We start from the raw sequence: 18,673 nt of genomic DNA, 5'->3' as shown, positions 1-18,673 counted from the left end.
CAAGGCGTCGGCACTCATCAAACCATTGCCAAATTAAACCAGAAACAACTCAAAAAAGTCAAGCGATTTCAGTCTTCTCACGCGCGTGCGACCTAAAGACCTACACCCGTTGACCTGTCCACAGTTTACCACAATACCCCCCGATTCGCAAGCAAAAATCCCCGTTTTTCGGGATTCACCGCTCCCGCACACCGAAGCCGTCGGGGAGTCTATCCTTCGGGAACCGCGGCGGGTTCCATAAAACAGACCACTTCCTGCTCCAGCACATTGGCGTGCAGGCGCACTTTTCCTGTTTCCGGGGCCACCCGGACGACTTTCAGGGTGTCTGCAAACAGGGCCGCCTCCGGCGCCAGCTCCAGCAGAAGATTGGGTGCCCGGAGGAAGAAGTCGTCCCGGAGAACCGTTTCCGCCCGCTCGGGGTACACGGCAATATAAAGCATGTCCTGCTCCACCAGCTCGCTGAAGAAATGGGTGCCCAGGGAGACGTCCGGCACGAGGCCGTCGCGCATGGCCACGATCTCGCAGAGCACGGCGACGGGGTGGATTTCGGCGAAGGACACGGGCACGCCCAGGGACGGGGTGGTGGTGCCCCAGCGGCCCGGGCCGAGGAGCATGACCCGCGCCCCCCTGAGCGCCTGGGTCACCCGGCCGATGATGCGCGCCACGCGGTAGCGGTCGGCGTTGGGCAGGCTGGAGTAGACCTCCGGCACCACATAAATGAAGGTGTCCAGGGTCTCCGAGCGGCTCGGGCCGATGACGGGGCCGCGCGCGCGCAGGAGGAGGTCCTCGTCGGGGATGCGGGCGGGCAGGGGCTCGCACACCGCGTTGCCCTTGACCTGGAGCGGGCGGCACTGCACGATGTTGAGCTTGTACACGCCCTCCTCGGGGAAGTTCGCCGTGAACTCCACGTCCACCGGGTAGTCGTAGGCCTCCTGCAGCAGCCGCAGGGCCTCCCGCATGTCCCCGATGAAGGACGTGTCGCGGATCATCCGGTCGAAGGTGATGGTGAGGGGGACCGTCCCGGAGCCCTGCGCGCGCACCGCGCGCACCAGCGCCGGGTCGCGGTGGGAGAAGCGGGCCACGGCGCGGTCCCGGTCGCCGCCGCCGCGCTCGGCCACCGCGCCGAAGTCCAGCGAGACGAGCTGGTTCGCGTCGAGGTCCAGCACGTCCACGATGCGCTGGCTGCATTTTCCCTGGCCGCTCTCCCGCGAGTCGGGCGAGAGGTCGGGGGCGTTGAGCGCCACCAGGCGCGTGTAGTCGGAGTCGGACCGGTCCACCGCCCGGGTGCCCAGGCCGAAGACCATGCGCAGCACGCCGGCCCCGGGGTCAATGTCCGGGTTCCAGACGTAGGGGTTGAAAGAGAACCCGACGCCTGCCAGGTCGGGGAAGAAGAGCTCGCCGTGCTGGGTGCCGGAGACGCGCTGGATCAGGAGCCCCATCTGCTCCTCGCGCTCGAGCAGGCCGTGGGCCTTGCGGTAGGCGAGGGCCGACGCGCTCATGGCGCTGGCGTACACCGTGCGGATCGCCGTCTTCAGGTCCTCCATCCGATGGTGGAAGGAGCCCTGGTTCGCGCAGAAGACGCTGTCGTACTTCCCCGCGAAGGAGTTGCCGAAGGCGTCCTCCAGCAGCGAGCTGGACCGCACGATGATGGGCGCGCTGGAGAAGTACTCCATGATGCGCTCGAGCTCCCCCTCGAACTCCGGCGGGAACTTGCCCGTGAGGATGCGGCGGCGCGCCTGCTCGGCCTCCTCGAAAAGGGTCTCGCCCGCCTTCTGGCGGCGGCGCATCCACCAGCACCCGTTGCGCACGAGGAAGGTGTAGAAGCAGTCGGAGCCAATGTAGAAGCTGTCGTGCATCTCCAGCCGGCCGGCCCACTCCCCGCCCGCGCCCCGGAGGATGGCGTGGGCCAGCAGCATGCCCGCGGACTTGCCGCCGATGAGTCCCGTGCCCACCGTGCGCCGCCCGATCTCCAGCAGGTCGGCCAGGGTCAGGTGGCGGCGCGCCAGCCCCAGCACCCGCTCCTCGTGCGAGATAAGCATGCGCAGCAGGGTCTCAAACAGGTGGTTGGCCAGCTCGCTTCGCAGCAGCTCGGGCGGCCCGGTGAGCAGATCCTGCGCCTGCATGAAGGCGCGGTTCCACGCGTCCAGCGGCCGCACCGAGCAGCCGACCGCCGAGGGCGGCACCGGCTTGAGCACCTCGGTGATCACGTGGCTCTCGGCGATGGGCGTGAGCGCGCCGTTCTCCCACCGGTGCAGCATGTGGATGGTGGGGGAGAAGCGCTGCTGCGTCTTCAGGGGACGCACGAAGATGGTGCCGCCCTTCTTGTACGCGTCCAGCATCACCTGGCAGGTGTTGCGGATCGGCAGCACCGCCTCGTTGGAGTGGCGGTCCCGCAGGAGCGCGAAACTGGCCAGGTCGCCCCGGTCGTAGAGGTAGGGGCAGGTCATGAGGAAGAAGTTGCAGAGCATCGCGTCGCCGTGCCACGCCGCCGAAAGGTCCGACAGGGAGTCGAACACATAGTAGGCCCCCTTTTCGGTGGCCTCGATGGTGTCGTGCACCGCGTCGAGGAAGCCCTCGAAGCCCTGCGCGGGGTCCAGGGTGAGCCGGAGAAAGAGCGGGTTGTCCGGCCGGTCCTCCAGCACCGGGGCGTGGTTCGCAAAGCGGAAGTACACCGTGGGGCGCCCCGTCGAGAGGGCGTGTTCCGCGAAGGGCAGCACGAAGGCCGCGTATTCTTCGATCCGGTCCACCCGCCAGACAATGTTGTCCCCCGCCAGCACCCCCCGGATGGTGCGGTCCAGCTCGGGCAGCCCGGAACTGATGCCGGATGTGAAGCTCATGACGCCGCCACTCCCCGCGCGCGGGCGCCAGTCCCGGCGCGTTGTCTGGTTAAAAAAACGGCCCGGCGGAAAGTGTACTCCGCCGGGCCGGGAAAAAGATCAGACAAGGCCCTGCGCCAGCATGGCGTCGGCGACCTTCACGAAGCCGGCGATGTTCGCGCCCGCGACGTAGTTGCCCGGCGTGCCGTACTCCTCGGCGGCGGTGCTCGCCTGGGTGTGGATGGCCGCCATGATGTCCTTCAGGCGGTTGTCCACCTCCTCGCGCATCCAGTTCGTGTGCTGGGCGTTCTGCGCCATCTCCAGCCCGGAGACCGCCACGCCGCCCGCGTTCGCCGCCTTGCCGGGGCCGTACAGGATGCCGGCCTTCAGGAAGACGTCCACCCCCTCGGGGTCCGTCGGCATGTTGGCGCCCTCGGCGACCATGAAGCAGCCGTTCTTCACCAGCGCGGCCGCGTCCAGGCCGTTCACCTCGTTCTGCGTGGCGCTCGGGAAGGCGCAGTCGCAGGGCACGTCCCACGGGCGCCTGCCCTCGATGAACTTCGCCGAGCGGAAGCGGTCCGCGTATTCCCTGATGCGGCCGCGGTGCACGTTCTTCAGCTCCATCACGAAGGCCAGCTTCTCGGCGTCAATGCCGTCCGGGTCGTGGATGAAGCCGTTGGAGTCGGAGAGCGTGACGGCCTTGGCGCCCAGCTCGGTCAGCTTCTCGACCGTGTACTGCGCCACGTTGCCGGAGCCGGAAACGGTGCAGACCTTGCCCGCGAAGTCCTGGTTGCGCGTGGCGAGCATGTTCTGGGCGAAGTAGACCGCGCCGTAGCCGGTGGCCTCCGGACGGATCAGCGAGCCGCCCCAGGTCAGCCCCTTGCCCGTGAGCACGCCCGTGAACTCGTTGCGGATGCGCTTGTACTGTCCGAACAGGAAGCCGATCTCGCGGCCGCCCACGCCGATGTCGCCCGCCGGCACGTCCGTGTCGGGGCCGATGTACTTGCACAGCTCCGTCATGAAGGACTGGCAGAAGCGCATCACCTCGCTGTCCGACTTCCCCTTCGGGTCGAAGTCGGACCCGCCCTTGCCGCCGCCCATCGGCAGCGTTGTCAGGGAGTTCTTGAACACCTGCTCGAAGGCCAGGAACTTCAGGATGCCCAGGTACACCGTCGGGTGGAAGCGCAGGCCGCCCTTGTACGGGCCGATGGCGCTGTTGAATTCGATGCGGTAGCCGCGGTTCACCTGGACGCGGTTCTTGTCGTCCTGCCACGGCACGCGGAACATGATCACCCGCTCGGGCTCCGTGAGGCGTTCGAGGATGCGCGCCTCCTCGTATTCGGGGTGCCGCTCGAACACCGGGGCGAGGCATTCGAGCACTTCGCGGACCGCCTGGTGGAACTCAGGCTCCCCGGCGTTCTTTCGGATCACAGACTCCAGCACACTCTGCACGTACGACATTTCAGATTCTCCTGGGACGTTTGGCTCCGCGGCTGCGGCGTGAGCACTTGAAGGCGGCCACCATGGGGGACAACAGGGAACCGGAATACCGCATCCGGATGCGCGAAGTATATATAAGAAAAAGCTTGCATATCAAGCGGTACATGGTGCAATATACCGCCTGGACCCGGCATTACTGCCGGATGCATTGGGCGAATTTTCAACAACTTCTCGAAACCGCCGCGTGGCGGGGCGGCTTTTCCACCGCACCAAGCGGAACTTTTTCCGGTTGGCGCGGTGAAAAAAACTTTCCCGGCGCGGAGGAGGCGGCACGCATGGAATCCATGGACATCAAAACGAAGCGGCGGATGGTCGCCATCCTGCGGGTGCTGCACGAGGCGCCCGACGGCATGGGCAGCGAGCGCATCGCGAAGTCCCTCGACCTGAGCGGCATCCAGCTCAGCGAGCGGGCGGTGCGCAATTATCTGGCCATGGCCGACGAGCTGGGGTGGACGGAGAACCTCGGCCGGGGCGGACGGCGGCTGACCGCCCGGGGCATCGAGGAGCTGGAGGGGGCGCTGGTGGCGGACAAGGTGGGCTTCATCGCCGGGAAGATTGACGCCCTGTCCTACCAGATGGACTTTGACCTGTCCGCGCGGGGGGGGCGCATCATTCTAAACATCTCCACCGTGCAGCTGCGCGACCTGCGGAACACGATCAGCATCATGGCCGACGTGTTCAAGGCGCGCCTGGGCATGGGACGCCTGGTGGTGGTCGCCCTGCCGGGCGAGCGCATCGGCGGGTTCACGGTCCCCCCGAACCGCGCCGCCATCGGCACGGTGTGCAGCGTGAGCGTCAACGGCGTGCTGCTCCACGCGGGCATCGCCATGGCCTCCCGCTTCGGCGGCCTGCTGGAGATCACGGACGGCAAGCCGCGCCGCTTCACCCAGGTCATCACCTACGAGGGGTCCTCCCTCGACCCGCTGGAGATCTTCATCCGCGGCCACATGACCTCCGTGTGGCGCGCGTCGCGCGAGGGGTCGGGGCTCATCGGCGCGAGTTTCCGCGAGGTGCCCGCCGTCGCCCTGGCCGACGTGCGCGCCCTCTTCCGCGCCATGGAGGAGGTTGGCCTGGGCGGGGTGGTGGCCGTCGGCAGCCCGAACCAGCCTCTCCTCGACATCCCCGTCGGCGCGGAGCGCGTGGGGGTCATCCTCAGCGGCGGACTCAACCCCGTGGCCGCCGTGGTGGAGGAGGGCATCCAGGTCACCAGCGCCGCCATGAGCACCCTGTGCGACTTCTCCCGGCTCAAGGAATACCGCGTCCTGTCGTCCTATTCGGGCATCAGGGGGCTCTGAGCCCCGCCTGGAGGGGGGGCACGCGGCCGGGACGCTCAGGGCGTGGCCGCGCTGCATCCGGCGCACAGGCCGTGAAGGACAATGTCGTGCCGCTGCAGCTCGAAGCCCTTGGGAACCATGGCCTGAAGGTGGCCGGGGCAGTTCTTGAGCACAAACGCGCGGCCGCAGCCGTGGCAGACGAAGTAATGGTGGTGCAGACCGGCGGCCGCCTCGTACAGCACCCCCGCCCCGGGAATGTCCACCGCCGACACCACTTTCTCGCCGAGCAGCCGCCGCAGGATGCGGTAGACCGTGGCGATGCCGATGCCGGGGCACAGGCGCGCCGAGCGGTCGCGGGCGTCCTGCACGGAGAGCGGCCCTTCGGCCTCCTCGAACACGCGGCGCACCGCCGCGCTCTGGGGCGTGTTCCGGGTCGGACGCGGCCGGGCGGGGCCGCCGCGCTGGGGGGAGGGCCGACGCGCCATGATCAGTTTACTTCGACCCCGACCTTGGCCAGGGCGCGCCGCAGGTCGTCCGGCGTGAAGGGCTTCTGCAGCAGCATGTCCGCCCCCAGTTCGATCACCCGCTGGGCCACCTCGCCCTCGTAGTACCCCGTCATCGCGAGGACATGGGAGGACGAGGATTCCGCATTGGTCTTGATGCGGCGGCAGACCTCAAACCCGTCAATGCCCGGCAGGCGCAGGTCCAGGAAAATGACGTCCGGGCGGAAGGTCGCCACCAGGCGGCCCGCCTCAAACCCGTCCATGGCCACCTCAATCTGGAACGGCGTCGAGGAGCGCTCCAGAAAACGCCGGATCACCGAGATCACCGCCTTCTCATCGTCCACCACCAGCAGGCGGACGCCGGAATTGTCCAGATCCTCGTGGATCGGAATGCTGTTCTCCCGCAGGAACCGCATCAGATCGTCCCGGCGGATGCGGCGGTGTCCCCCCGGCGTCTTGAACACCCGGATGCGCCCCGCCTCCGCCCATTTGCGGATGGTGTCGGCGGTGACATGACAGAACCGCGCCACTTCGGACGTGCTGAATGACTGTTTGCTTTCCATGAGCGCCTTCACCTCTCAAGGTTTACTTGCTTTTCTGGAATCACAACGGTTGTATCATACCCGGCCCCTGCTAAAAATGCAAGTCATTGGACACGATCCCGGCATTATGAATATTCTGCGGAATTCTGGCTGGGGTGGCCGGGGGCATGCAAAAGGCGCGGGAACAGCAATGCAGTTCCCGCGCCTGGGAGGGCGGCTGGAGCCGGAACGGGGAATCGAACCCCGGACCTCGTCATTACGAGTGACGCGCTCTACCAACTGAGCTATTCCGGCAAAGGCCTGATATGTTGTGCCGCGCGCGCGGCTAGACACCCAAAAAAATGGTGCCAAGGGGCAGAATCGAACTGCCGACACGCGGATTTTCAGTCCGCTGCTCTACCAGCTGAGCTACCTCGGCACGGCTTCCATAGAATACGCCAATTCCGCCCCCGATGTCAAGTCACCGCCGGCAAGAAACCGCGCGGCACCCCATGGCACGGCGGCTGCCGCCGCTTTCCGCAGTGCCTGCGGGTCTGATAGAATCGTGCCTGGCGTTTCAGGGAAATTCAAGCCTTTTCCGGACGGCGGTCCGGTCAATTCTACCGGCGGGTGGCACATGAGCACTGGCGAGAGATACATGAACTGGGTCGTGGCGCTGTGCGGCTGGTTTTGGACGGATTTGCTGGGGGCGGGCGTGCGCGCCGTGGAGGGGGCTTTTGGCCTGGACCCCCTGGGGCCCGTGGGCGCGACCACGCTGCGCGTGGCGCTGATCCTGGTGCCGCTGTGCGTCGTGCTGGAGGGGTGGGCCCGCCTGCGCAACGCCGTGCATGACTGGCGCGTGCGCCGGAGCATGGCGGGGTTTGAGGTGCCGCCGGAGGAGGGGAACGACGAGTTCGGCGACACGCTGGAGGCGGCGAAGCACCCGAAGCACACGATGGAGGAGCTGCGCCGCCAGAAGCGTTACGGCCGGATGGCGGATGTGTACGCCTCGCTGAACCAGCCGGGGGAGGCCGCCCGGTGGTATCTCAAAGACAGGCAGCCGCTTCGTGCCGCCGAGGAGCTTGCCAAGGCGGGGCAGACGGAGAAGGCGGCGAAGCTGATGTTGAAATGCGGCGAGTTCGCCACGGCGGCCCGGTTCTTTGCGGCGACCGGGAAACCGGCGCGCGCGGCGGCGGCCTACGAAAAGGCGCAGATGCCCGGCGAGGCCGCGGAGGCCTGGCTGGCCGCGGGAAAGCCCGCCCGGGCGCTGGACTTTCTGGACCGGTGGATGCAGGCGGCCGCGGCGGGCACGCCGGAGGGGGAGCGCGCCGCCGACGGCGCCTACCGCCTGCTGCAGAACGCGCGGGAGATGGCGGGGCCGGAGGCGGAACGCCGGCGGGCGCTGCTCGCCGAGGCGGGCCGGCGCTTTCACGCGGCGGGGCGCGGCGCCCTCGCCGCCCGGGTGATGGAGGAGGCCGGCGCCTTCGCGGAGGCCGCAGAGCTCTTTGCCCGCCTGGGCAACGAGGCGGAGGCGCGGCGGTGTTTCGGGCGCGCCAAAGGCGGCTCCTGAAGGACCCGGGGTGTCCCGCTTGACTTCGGGCGGCGACAACCGTTAGTTTCAGAGGGCCGGACGGGCGCGCAAGGGAGCGTTTCGGCCTGACCGGCGGGCCACGAGAAACAGGGACGCGGTACGAATGCGGTTTGAAACGCTGCGGAGACGCCCGGCGACGAGACGGGGAGGGGCGGCATGATTGACCGCATCACGATCCTTGGGGGCAGCAGCGTCTACGTTCCCGAGTTCGTCGCCTCGGTTATCAAGAACAACCTGAACGTGCGGGAGATCGTGCTGCACGGGCGCCCCGGCCGCAAGCTGGAGGTGGTCCGCGCCTTCTGCGAGCGCATCGTCGCCAAAAGCGGCTTCCCCATGAAGATCAAGGCGGAGACCGAGGTGGTGGAGGCCGTCGCGGGGGCCCGCTACGTCATCAACCAGGTGCGCGTCGGCGGCATGAAGGCGCGGCTCCGCGACGAGATGCTGCCGCCGCAGTTCAACCTCATCGGCGACGAGCAGCTGGGGCCGGGGGCGATCATCAACGCCCTGCGCACCCTGCCCGTGGTGCTGGAGCTGGCGCGGACGGTGGAGCGGACCTCGCCCGGCGCGGTGTTCATCAATCTGGGCAACCCCATGGGCATCCTGGTGGAGGCCCTTTCCGCGCTCACGAAGCTGACCGTGGTGGGGGTGTGCGACACCCACCGAACCTACTCGCAGAAGATTGCGGGCATCCTCGGGGCGGACCCCGCCCAGCTCACGATGGACTATGTGGGCCTGTACCACCTCGGCTGGATCCAGGACGTGAAAATGGGCGGGCGCAGCCGGATGGCGCAACTGCTGGAGCTGCTGGAGAGCCGGGAGGAGGAGGGGCTCGACTATGACCTCATCGAGCTTTTCCACATGATCCCCACCCGGGTCACGGGCATGTATTTCCACCGCGCCGACGTGGTGCGCAAGCAGCAGCACTGCACCCGTTTCCGCGCGGAGGTCCTCTACGAGGCGGAGCAGCAGATTCTGCGCGTGTACGAGGACACCCACCTCGACATGATCCCCGAACTCACCCGCCAGCGCGACGCCTCGTGGTACTCGGACAGCATCATCCCGCTCATCCAGGGCTTCGAGGGGCAGGCGCCCCTCACCACCGTCGCCTGCGTGCTCAACAACGGGTCCATCAAGGACCTCAACGACGAGAGCAGCGTGGAGATTCCGGTGTCCGTCAACCGCAAGGGGGTCAAGGCGCACAAGGTGGGGCTGCTGCCCCGCTTTCTCAAGGGCGTCTTCTGGTCCATCAAGGAGAGCGACCGGCTCACCATCGAGGCCCACCGGCAGCGGTCCTTCGACCTCGCCCTCCAGGCGATGGCCGTTAACCCGTTTGTGGACTCCATTACCCGGGCGCGGAAGTATCTCGAAAAGGCCGTCAGCCTGGAGACGATCAACCTCCATTGAGCGGGGGCGGCGCCCGCGGGTGGAACGGGGCGCGGGGAAACCGTAAAATAGGGACGGGCGCGAAGCGGCGGGAGTTGCCGCCGCGCCCGGGCGGAAAGCAGGCCCCGCGCCGCGCGGGGCGAAAAGGAATGAGACAATGAGACATGCTGTGGCAGTGGCGGTGCTCGGGTTGGCGGCCGGTCTGGCGTGGGCCGCGGACGTCAGGGTCACGGGGGCGGACCGCGCCGTGACCCTGGGCGAGCTGGCGGGGACGGAGACCCTGGTCACGGTCGTCCTGAAGGACTCCGCCGCGAAGGACGCCAATCTGAAGGTCGTTTCGGTGACCGACACCACGCTCACCGTGCTCACGCCGAAGAGCGGCGAGATTCCCTATCTCCTGGAGTCTGTCGAGGAGGTGCAGGTGCAGGGCGGCAAGGTGGAGGGCAGCCGGTTCAACCCGGAAGAGGTGCAGATGCTCCGCGCCGAACAGCAGCGGGTGGTGGACCGCGCCTTCTCCCGCGCGCGGGAGATTTACGGGGAGAGCAGCGACGACCAGGACATGAAGATGGACGCCGCCGTGCTGCTCGCCCTGGCCAACGACGGCGAGGCGACCAACTACCTCAAGCAGCTGGTCGAGTCGAATGATTTGCAGACGCAGCTGGCCGCCTCCAGGGGGCTGTACCTCATCGGGGAGCCTTTCTCGGAGACGCTGGTGAGGCAGGGGCTCGAAAGCGGCAACCGCCAGGCGCGCGCCCTGGCGGCCTCCCTCTCCGGTCTTGGCGGCTTCACCGACCTGATCCCCCTCCTCAAGCCCATGTTCGCCGACCGCGCCATTGAGCTCTCCACCCCGGCCACGCGCTCCCTGGCACGCATGGGCCAGCGGGAGATGATCCCCCGGCTCGTCGGCATGGTCCAGGAGCTCAGCGATGTGAAGGGCGCCGCCGCCGTTTTCGCACTGTCCCGCCTGGGCGGCGAGGAGGTGCGCACGGAGATGATCAGCCTGCTTTCCCAGACCGAGGGCAAGGTGCGCCTGCGGGTCGTGAAGGTTCTCCACGCCCTGAACGACCCCTCGAAGAACGAGGAGCTGAAGCGCATCTTCTCCGACTATCCCACGCTGGCCCCGGAAATCGCCCTGCTTCTTGCCCGCGAGGGCGACTGGGACGCCACGCAGTTCCTGAGGGCGCGGCTCGCCCGCAGGGAGGACCCCACGGACAGCAACCTCATCTATCGGGCCGAGATCGCCGCAGCCCTGCTCGCCTCCGGCGACCCCACCGCCCTCACCGTTTTCCAGGACCTGCTCCGCTCGGAAAGCATGCCCGCAAAGATGAGGGTCTTTGAACTGGTCGTCGAACTGGGGTCCGCCCGGATCATTCCCCTCATCCAGCCCAGCATCGAGAACGTGGACCGGGAACTGTCGCACGCGGCCTGCCAGGCCGCCATCTCCCTGGCCCTGCCCGCCTACCGCGCCCGGCTGCTGGAGATCCGCGAGGAAATGTGATGGAACGCCTGCGGATGCTGGTTTCCGGCAGGGTGCAGGGAGTCGGCTACCGCTGGGCGGCCGCCGAGGAGGCGCGCCGGCTCGGCCTCTCCGGATGGGTGCGCAACCTCCCGGACGGCGGCGTCGAGGCCGTGTTTGAGGGCGGCAGGGAGTCCCTTGAGGAAATGCGCGACTGGTGCGCCCGGGGCCCCCGGTTCGCCAGGGTGGACCGCGTTCAGGAGTGCTGGGAGTCCGCAGGGAAGCCCGGCGAGGACGGAGTCCATATTCGCGGGTAAGCCCCCGCCCCCGCAGGAGCAGAACGCCATGTCCGCATCATCCCGGGACCTTGTCCGCCAGACGCTGGAATGCAGACGGCCCGCCCGCGCGCCCCGCCAGCTCTGGACGCTCCCCTGGGCGGAAATCCACCACGGGGAGGCGGTTGCGGGCATTCTGCGCGATTTTCCCCCTGACATCGCCGGATGCCCCGGATTCCTCCGGGAAAACGGCCCCGGCCACGGCGACCCCACGGAGCCCGGGGTCTCGGTGGACGACTGGGGCTGCACCTTCGTGAACATCCAGCGCGGCGTCATCGGCGAGGTGAAGGAGCCCCTGGTGGGCGACTGGGACGCCGACCGGGGCAGAATTCATGTGCCCGTGGAGTGGCAGACCGTGGACGGGGAACGTGTCAACCGGTTCTGCGCGGAGACGGAGGCGTTCGTGCTGGCCGGGTGTTGTCCCCGGCCCTTTGAGCAGCTCCAGTTCCTCCGGGGGACCGCCGACCTCTGCATGGACCTCCTGACCCGCCCCGCGGGGTTTGAGGCGTTTCTCGCGGACATGCACCGCTTTTACTGCGGCCTTCTGGAGCTCTGGGCGCGCACCGACGTGGACGGCCTCATGTTCATGGACGACTGGGGCTCGCAGCAGGCGCTGTTGATTGATCCGTCCCTCTGGCGCGAACTGTTCAAACCCATGTACCGGGACTACGCCCAGATCGCCCGCGGCGCCGGGAAGAAGCTTTTCATGCATTCCGACGGGCACACCCTGGACATCTTTCCGGACCTGGTGGAACTGGGCGTGGACGCCGTCAACAGCCAGGTCTTCTGCATGGGCGTCGAAAACCTCGCCCCCTTCGCCGGAAAGGTCACCTTCTGGGGCGAGATTGACCGGCAGCACATTCTGCCGGAGGCCTCTCCGGAGGAGGTGGCAGCAGCCGTCGCGGAGGTCCACCGCCACCTCTGGCGGGACGGGGGCTGCATCGCCCAGTGCGAGTTCGGCGCGGGGGCCCGCCCGGAAAATGTCCGGGAAGTGTTCGCCGCGTGGGACCGTCTCACCTGCGGAGTCGGCGCCTGAGAGTCTCCCCCGGCCCGTGTAAAAGGTCTAACACAACATCTTGGAGAATGCCGCCCCAGCCCGCTCCGGCATACACACCAAATATGGGGTCATGACTGGACGCACCACAAGGAGCAGGGCTTTTCCTTGAAAACGGGAAGAAAAAAACACTTGACAACGCACTAGATGTAGTGGTATCATGATGCCGGTGTTTGAGACGAGGCCACGCTTCAGCCCAGCGTGGTGGCCGGGGTAGCCCCTAACAGCCCAGGGGTCCCGGGATCTTGATTCCGTCGGCGACTGGCTGCAATGGCCGGCACCGCGGATTCAGACACCCCCCGCAGCAGAGGGCGGCGTGACCGAAAGTCCGCCGCCCTCCCTTCCATTAATTCCCGGTCAGGAGTCGGTTTCCCCCGCGGCCAGCAGCACGCCAAGCTCCTGGTAGCCGGCCTCACGCGCCACGGCGGCGGCGGTCTTTCCGTGCGCGTTCTGGAGGGGGGCGCTGGCACCCGCCTCCAGCAGGCGTCTGGCGGCCTCATGTGTGCCCGCGGCGGCGGCCTCGTGCAGGGGGGTGTTTCCGTCCACGGTGTCAGAGGGGGCGTTGGGATCCCCCTTCGCCGCAAGCAGCGTTTCCAGGCACTTCATGTCCCCCGCGCGGGCGGCGAGGTGGAGGGGGGTGAGCCCGAGGGTCTTGGAACGCGCCGCCGCGGGCATCACGTCCAGAATGCGCGCAAGAAAGCCGGCGTCGCCGCGGAGCACGGCCTGGCGGGTCTCATCCAGCAGCACGGCGCGCAGGAAGAGGAGGGTGGTCTCGCGGCCCTGGTGGACCGCCGCCTCGGCGGGGCTTCTGCCGAGAGCCTTGCGCCCCTCGCTCACGGACGCTTCAAGGAGGTCCAGTGCCGATTTTCCGGCCGCGTTTCTTGCCGTGAAATCGGCCCCGCGCCCCAGGAGAAGCTTCACGGTGCGCTGCTGTCCGCTTTCGGCGGCAAGATGGAGCGGCGAGTTCCCGTCGCCGTCCGGGAGGTTCACCTGGCGCCCTCTGAGAATGAAGACCTGGCAGGGCCCCCAGTGCCCGCGCGCCGCGGCGTAATGGATGGGGAGCCTGCCGGCGGCGTCCGGCTTTTCGTAGTCGGCCCCGGCGTCCACGAGCACCTTCACGCTGAGCACGTTGCCGCGTTCGGCGGCCAGGTGCAGGGGAAGCCGTCCCTGCGCGTCCAGCGGGTTGACCGGCGCGCCGCCCGCCAGGAGGAAACGGACGGTGTCAATTTCGCCGTAGGCGGCGGCCTCGTGCAGGACCGTGCGCCCTTCCTTGTCCACGGCGTCCACGGTCAGTCCGTTGGCGACGAGCCATTTGGCCGCCTTGTCCGATTTTCCGCGGACGGCGGGGAACATGGGCGTCCTTCCGGCCGGTGTCACGTGGGATGTTTTTGCGCCCGCGTTGACGAGGGCCTGGGCGAGTTCCAGATGGTCCCCCTCAAGCGCTGGCCAGAGGGGCGTGCGCCCCTCCTTGTCGCCGGCGTTGGGATCGGCGCCCTTGGAGAGCAGGAGGGCGAAGCACTTGCGCGCGGGCACCGCCGCGGCGACGTGGAGGGGGGTGTGGCCCCGCTCGTCGCCCACCGTGAGGTCCGCGCCGCTTGCGATGAGGAGGGTGGCCGCTGGCTCGTCGTCCCGTTCGCAGGCGATGTGCAGGGGGGTGTACCCCCGTTTCTCCCGGAACTGGACGTCGGCGCCCCGCTCGATCAGCAGGCGGGCGAGGGCGATGTGGCCGCCCTGCACCGCCAGATGCAGCGGCTGCCGCCGGCTGGTGTCCCGCGAGGCGATGTCGGCCCCGCTGTCCAGCAGCAGCGAGGCGAGGGCCGTCGCGCCCTTTTCGGAGGCCAGGTGCAGGGGGGTGGCCCCGCGCTCGTTCTTCGTGTTGACGGGCGCGCCCCGCGCGATCAGGATTTTCGCGATGGGGTAGGTGTCCTGTTCCACGGCGGTGTGCAGGGCCGTGTTGCCCCGGGTGTTGGCGAGGCCGACCGGAACGCCCTTGTCCAGGAACCACTCGAGCTGTCCGGGATTGTTGTTCAGGACGGCCATGTTCAACAGGGTGTTGCCGTAGGCGGTCGAATCCCGGTAGAGCAGCGAAAGCCCGGACTCGAAGAAGAGCTCCAGCATCTCTCGGTTGTCCAGGTGCAAGGCTGACTGGACGGGATTCATGCCGTCCTGGGATGCCTGGGTGAAGGAGTGTCCGCGTTGTATGAACCAGCGCATAACCTCTACCTGGCCGGCATCGGCGGCGTTGTGGACCGCATGCCGCATCATTCTGTCCACCTTTGTGAGTTCGTTGGGGTTGGTCCTCTCGTACTCCTCCAGCGCCCCGATGTCCCCGTATCCGGCCGCAAAGTGGGAGCCCAGATCAGTCCCCAGCGCCCGGAAGAGGGCGGACACATCGTACTTTTTCGCTTGAAGCGCCGCGATGACGGGGGAGAAGAAACGGTCGCCTTTGGAGGCCACGGGGTCCGCGCCCAGGGACATCAGGCCGCGCACGGCGGCCAAGTGCCCGGCGGACGCGGCGAGGTGCATCGGCGTTTCATGGGCGGGGTTCATGGATCCCAGGTCGTAGTCCCGCAGTTTGAGCAGCCGGACGGTGTAGATGTCCCCGGCCGCGGCGGCCAGGTGAAGGGCGTTGTTGCCCGCTGCGTCCGTGTCGCCGCGCCGGACCCCTGCCGCAAGGAGCGCGTCCAGGAGGTTGGGCGCGCCCGAGGCGGCGGCGGTGAGGAGCGGCGTCCGCCCTTCGGTGTCGGTCTCGTACAGGGCGGCCCCGGCGCGCAGGAGCGCCAGGGAGGCGTACAGGTCGCCCGCCGCGGCCGCCTGAAGCAGGCTGCCGCCGTAGAGGCGCTCCATGCCGGGCGCGGGGGGGGCGACGGCGTCCGCGCGCACGGCCGGCCCCGCGGAAAAGGCTGCGAGAAATGTGCCGCACAGGGCCAGGCCGCAGGCGGCGACTCTCAGATGGGCGATCATGGCAGGGCTCCAGACAGGGGTTGGCGGGCGGGCGTCCAAACGTAGGTTGCCACTGTCCCCGCGGGCAGGGCCGCGTCAAAGGCCTGTTCCCCGCACCGGACGGAGAAAGCTGTATGGTTTCTTTCGGCGTTGGCGACGACCAGCACCATCTTTCCCCCGGGCGTCCGGAAGGCCGCGTTGGAGAAGAGGCGCTTCCCCTCCGGGGTGTCGGACTCGACGCGGACCGCGCCGCGGGGGATGAACTTCATGAACTGGCCGTAGAGATAATAGTCGTTCCGGTACTCCACCGCGCCGGAGTCCTTGAGCTCGATGATCGTGGCGCTGGCGGAGTGCGGGCCCCGGTTCGGCTTGCGGTGCTCGTCCAGCATGACCACCCAGGCGCTGTAGGACCGCGACCAGTTGCGCAGGATGTTCGCGATCATCACGGCCCCCCGCGGGCGGAACACGGACCCCTCGGTGAAGTAGATGTGCTTGTCCGGGAATTCGGCCTTAATGACGCTCTGCGCCTCGACCTTCCCCTCGTAGTGGTGGAAGCCCGTTCCGTCAATGTACTGCGCCGCCTGCGGGTCCGACAGAATGGTCCGGGGCACCTCCGGCTTGTTCCAGTTGTGGTCCCAGCACCAGATCAGGGTCTTCACGCCGTTCTCCCTGAACAGCGGGCCGAGGTGGTCGCGGATGAAGTCGCGCATTTCCTCGGCGGACCACAGGGTCGTCGGGTAGCCGGGGGCGATCATGTGCGGCTCGTTCTGCACCGTGACGGCGTGGATCGGGATGCCTTCCGCTTCATAGGCCTGAATGAACTTGAGCAGGTACTTCGCGTAGACCGGGTGGCACTCCGGGCGGAGCTTGCCGCCGCCCAGCTTGCCCGTGGTCTTCATCCACGCCGGGGCGCTCCAGCAGGAGGCGAAGAAGAGCAGGTCCGGGTTCGCCGCCTGTGACGCCTTCACCACCGGGAGCACATGGGCCCGGTCCTTCTCGATGGAGAACCGGGCGAGTTCGGGGTCCTCCTGCCCCTCCGGCAGGTCGCAGTAGGTGTAGTACGGCTCGCCGATGAAGTCAGAAGACCCGATGCACAGGCGCATCAGGTTCATGCCGATGCCGTCCACGGGCGAGACTATCTTCCGGATTACCTCCAGCCGCTCCGCCTCCGGCAGCTTGAACAGGTTCTCGCAGGTGGCATGCTCCCACGACGCGCCCAAGCCCAGGATTTCCTGCCCCGTCTTCTCGGGGGACAGGGTAATCACGAAGTCTCCGCCGCCGGCCTTGTCCGCCAGCGGGATCGGGGGCTCCTGGGAGAGGGTCTTCGCCCCGTCCTGCGTCGTCATCCACACGTCCACCGTTTCCGCCGAGAAACCGGGCACGGCAAGGGCCAGCAACAGGGCAACCAGGGTCACTCGCCTCATCAGGAGTCCTTTCTTCCCTCTAGGATAACGTCCGTCCCGGTATTCTAGCCGACATCCCGGGAGAGGGTAAAGAAACCGGCGGGCGGGGAGGACTGTCCGCAGATGGCGCAGATGTGCGCAGATTCAGAACTGGAAGACATTTCCTGCCGGGGACGGACGCCTTCCGGGCGGACGCGGGTTGCCGTGCGCGGGAAGGGGTGCTAGAATAGCACCACAGTCAGGGAGAGCAGCCGGTGAGCATTCTGCGCGCGTTTTTCGCAAAGGAGCTTCGGGCGCGCTTGTTGCGTGTCCAAGTGATCCAGGGTGAAGGGGAAGAGTCCGTTGAGATAGGGCTGGGCCCGTGGGCGGTTCGGATGGGAGAGGGTGCGGGAGTCTTGTTCGGTCTTGCCTTGGCTGCGCTGTTATTGCTCGGATTCGGGCTCGCAATTGCCTTTCTGGAAGCGGAGACGTTCGACTTGCTGTTGATCGGGTTATTCGCGCTGCTGGTTGTTCAGGGACGCACCAGGGGGGAGGCGCTTGTCTTTGCCATCGGTCTCCCAGTCCTGCCCTTGGTGGTCCTTGCGGCAATTGACCTGATTGGAGGCTTCGGTGGGACTGTTGGGGAGTGGTTTCCCGATACATACACTTGGTCGCTTGTGGGAATCACGATGTCCATCTATGCCTTCCGGGAGGCATGCACCCGCTTGCTCCCTTCCCCTGTTCCGTTGGAGAATCCCCCGCCCGTCAACTAAGAAAGTACTGAGTGTGTCGGGGCAACCGCTTTCCTGGGAACGCAATTTCCTGAGCCGCACGCTTTGGGAGGCCAATCGGGAGACTGGCGTTCCCAGGGAAGCCCGTTCTTCCCTCTCTTGGCGGCTTTGCGCCTCCGTGTGAGTCCTTCTGAAAAAGAGGGCGTGAATCGTCGAGGCTTCTATTGTGCCCGGCCTATTCCGCCTTCCAGAGGAAACGGTAGTTGAACCGGCGGTTGGGGGCGCTGTCGCCGTCGGTGCAGAGGGAGATGGGGTCTTTGAGTTCCGCCGGGTTGTCGCACCAGTGGAAGTCGAAGGCCAGCTCGGCGGCGGCGGGGCCGAAGAGGTCCCGGGGCAGGGCGAGTTCGAGGGATTTGCCCGCGTATCGCAGGGGCACTGTTGCCGCGTCGGCCCAGGCGCCTGCGGCGGCGTCCCAGCGCTCGACGGTGGTGGTCTTTTCGTCCACGACCTTCCGGTTCACCAGCAGGTCATAGCCGAACCATCCGGTGTCGTGGTTTTGGTCGGCGTCCACGAGGAGGAGCATCCAGTTCGGGTCCGTGTGCGGGGTGAGGCCGGCGGCGGTCTCGGCGAGGAAGGCGACCTGAGCGGCGTTCACGGCGGCCTTGCAGGTGACGATGTCGTTGCGGCCGCTGGTGTTGGTGTAGTGGAGCCCGCCGTAGCCCTTGTGGTCGCGGTGCGTGGTGTCGCCCGCCGTGTCGCGGTACTCCACGGCGACGGCCTTCCAGTCGTCAAACGCGCCGTCCACGGCGACATCCACGGCGCCCGTGTTCACGGGGAGGGGCCGTGCGCCCTTGTAGCGGCGGATATTCTGGGCCATCTGCATGTAGTAGTTGTCCGTGTAGCCGCCGCGCATGGGGTGAATGCAGCGGTTGAACTCGGGGTTGTACTGGTCCACGAAGGAGTAGTTGCTCTTGCGGCGCATGAAATCGGTGGTCTGCCCCTCGCCGCGGGAGTATTTTCCCGCCGTCCACTCGTTCCAGTCGTTGATGTAAAGGAACGGCGGATTCAAGCGCGAAACGCAACACGGGCAGAAAAGGAGAGGAGACATTGCGGTTCCGTTCGGTAGAATGAGTTGTTCCGCAACCATCACCGAAGGAGTCCGCAATGTCCCCGTGCCATTTTAC

At 67.2% G+C, this 18,673-nt stretch carries 14 protein-coding genes and 2 tRNA genes; 7 read left to right on the top strand and 9 right to left on the bottom strand.

What is annotated here, in order from left to right:
- Positions 1-209: 209 nt before the first annotated feature.
- Complete coding sequence (locus tag GXY15_09020; protein NLV41350.1) at positions 210-2,837, bottom strand: pyruvate, phosphate dikinase; 2,628 nt, start codon at positions 2,835-2,837, stop codon at positions 210-212.
- A gap of 99 nt (positions 2,838-2,936) precedes the next feature.
- Positions 2,937-4,277, bottom strand: coding sequence for an NADP-specific glutamate dehydrogenase (gene gdhA, locus GXY15_09015; protein NLV41349.1), 1,341 nt, complete (start codon positions 4,275-4,277; stop codon positions 2,937-2,939).
- A 314-nt stretch (positions 4,278-4,591) separates the two neighbouring features.
- On the opposite strand from gdhA, the gene GXY15_09010 reads away from it, so the two are divergent.
- Positions 4,592-5,611 (top strand): DUF128 domain-containing protein, encoded by a 1,020-nt coding sequence (locus tag GXY15_09010; protein NLV41348.1) that lies wholly within the window; start codon positions 4,592-4,594, stop codon positions 5,609-5,611.
- Between the two features lie 35 nt (positions 5,612-5,646).
- On the opposite strand, the gene GXY15_09005 is transcribed toward GXY15_09010, so the two are convergent.
- From GXY15_09005 to GXY15_08990, 4 genes are all read right to left on the bottom strand, one after another.
- Positions 5,647-6,075 carry a transcriptional repressor gene (locus tag GXY15_09005; protein ID NLV41347.1) on the bottom strand — a complete coding sequence of 143 codons (429 nt, stop codon included), beginning with the start codon at positions 6,073-6,075 and terminating at the stop codon, positions 5,647-5,649.
- Between the two features lie 2 nt (positions 6,076-6,077).
- The gene (locus GXY15_09000) at positions 6,078-6,656 is read right to left on the bottom strand and encodes a response regulator (protein ID NLV41346.1); all 579 of its coding nucleotides are present in this window, start codon (positions 6,654-6,656) and stop codon (positions 6,078-6,080) included.
- A gap of 197 nt (positions 6,657-6,853) precedes the next feature.
- Positions 6,854-6,929, bottom strand: a tRNA-Thr gene (locus tag GXY15_08995).
- 48 nt (positions 6,930-6,977) lie between these two features.
- Positions 6,978-7,053: transfer RNA gene (locus GXY15_08990), tRNA-Phe, on the bottom strand.
- Between the two features lie 198 nt (positions 7,054-7,251).
- Here GXY15_08990 and GXY15_08985 point away from each other — a divergent pair.
- The 5 genes from GXY15_08985 to GXY15_08965 all read left to right on the top strand — a co-directional run bounded on the left by GXY15_08985 (position 7,252) and on the right by GXY15_08965 (position 12,415).
- Complete coding sequence (locus GXY15_08985; GenBank protein ID NLV41345.1) at positions 7,252-8,184, top strand: hypothetical protein; 933 nt, start codon at positions 7,252-7,254, stop codon at positions 8,182-8,184.
- 177 nt (positions 8,185-8,361) lie between these two features.
- Positions 8,362-9,609, top strand: coding sequence for a hypothetical protein (locus GXY15_08980; GenBank protein ID NLV41344.1), 1,248 nt, complete (start codon positions 8,362-8,364; stop codon positions 9,607-9,609).
- Positions 9,610-9,745: 136 nt separating this feature from the next.
- Positions 9,746-11,086, top strand: coding sequence for a hypothetical protein (locus tag GXY15_08975; GenBank protein ID NLV41343.1), 1,341 nt, complete (start codon positions 9,746-9,748; stop codon positions 11,084-11,086).
- Positions 11,086-11,361, top strand: coding sequence for an acylphosphatase (locus GXY15_08970; GenBank protein ID NLV41342.1), 276 nt, complete (start codon positions 11,086-11,088; stop codon positions 11,359-11,361). Before GXY15_08975 ends, GXY15_08970 begins: the two co-directional genes overlap by 1 nt.
- A 28-nt stretch (positions 11,362-11,389) precedes the next feature.
- A complete protein-coding gene (locus tag GXY15_08965; GenBank protein ID NLV41341.1) occupies positions 11,390-12,415 on the top strand; it encodes a methyltransferase in 1,026 nt (341 codons plus the stop codon).
- 375 nt (positions 12,416-12,790) lie between these two features.
- On the opposite strand, the gene GXY15_08960 is transcribed toward GXY15_08965, so the two are convergent.
- Entirely contained in the window at positions 12,791-15,397 is a 2,607-nt protein-coding gene (locus GXY15_08960) for a hypothetical protein (protein ID NLV41340.1), read from the bottom strand.
- Positions 15,394-16,800, bottom strand: a complete 1,407-nt coding sequence (locus GXY15_08955) for a hypothetical protein (protein ID NLV41339.1) — start codon at positions 16,798-16,800, stop codon at positions 15,394-15,396. Before GXY15_08955 ends, GXY15_08960 begins: the two co-directional genes overlap by 4 nt.
- A gap of 233 nt (positions 16,801-17,033) precedes the next feature.
- On the opposite strand from GXY15_08955, the gene GXY15_08950 reads away from it, so the two are divergent.
- Complete coding sequence (locus GXY15_08950; protein NLV41338.1) at positions 17,034-17,531, top strand: hypothetical protein; 498 nt, start codon at positions 17,034-17,036, stop codon at positions 17,529-17,531.
- Positions 17,532-17,724: 193 nt separating this feature from the next.
- Here GXY15_08950 and GXY15_08945 read toward each other — a convergent pair whose 3' ends face one another.
- Positions 17,725-18,558 carry a hypothetical protein gene (locus GXY15_08945; GenBank protein ID NLV41337.1) on the bottom strand — a complete coding sequence of 278 codons (834 nt, stop codon included), beginning with the start codon at positions 18,556-18,558 and terminating at the stop codon, positions 17,725-17,727.
- Between the last annotated feature and the right edge of the window lie 115 nt (positions 18,559-18,673).

This window comes from Candidatus Hydrogenedentota bacterium (genome assembly GCA_012730045.1).
Lineage (GTDB): Bacteria > Hydrogenedentota > Hydrogenedentia > Hydrogenedentales > CAITNO01 > JAAYBR01.
This window is presented reverse-complemented; position numbering and strand designations above follow the sequence as displayed.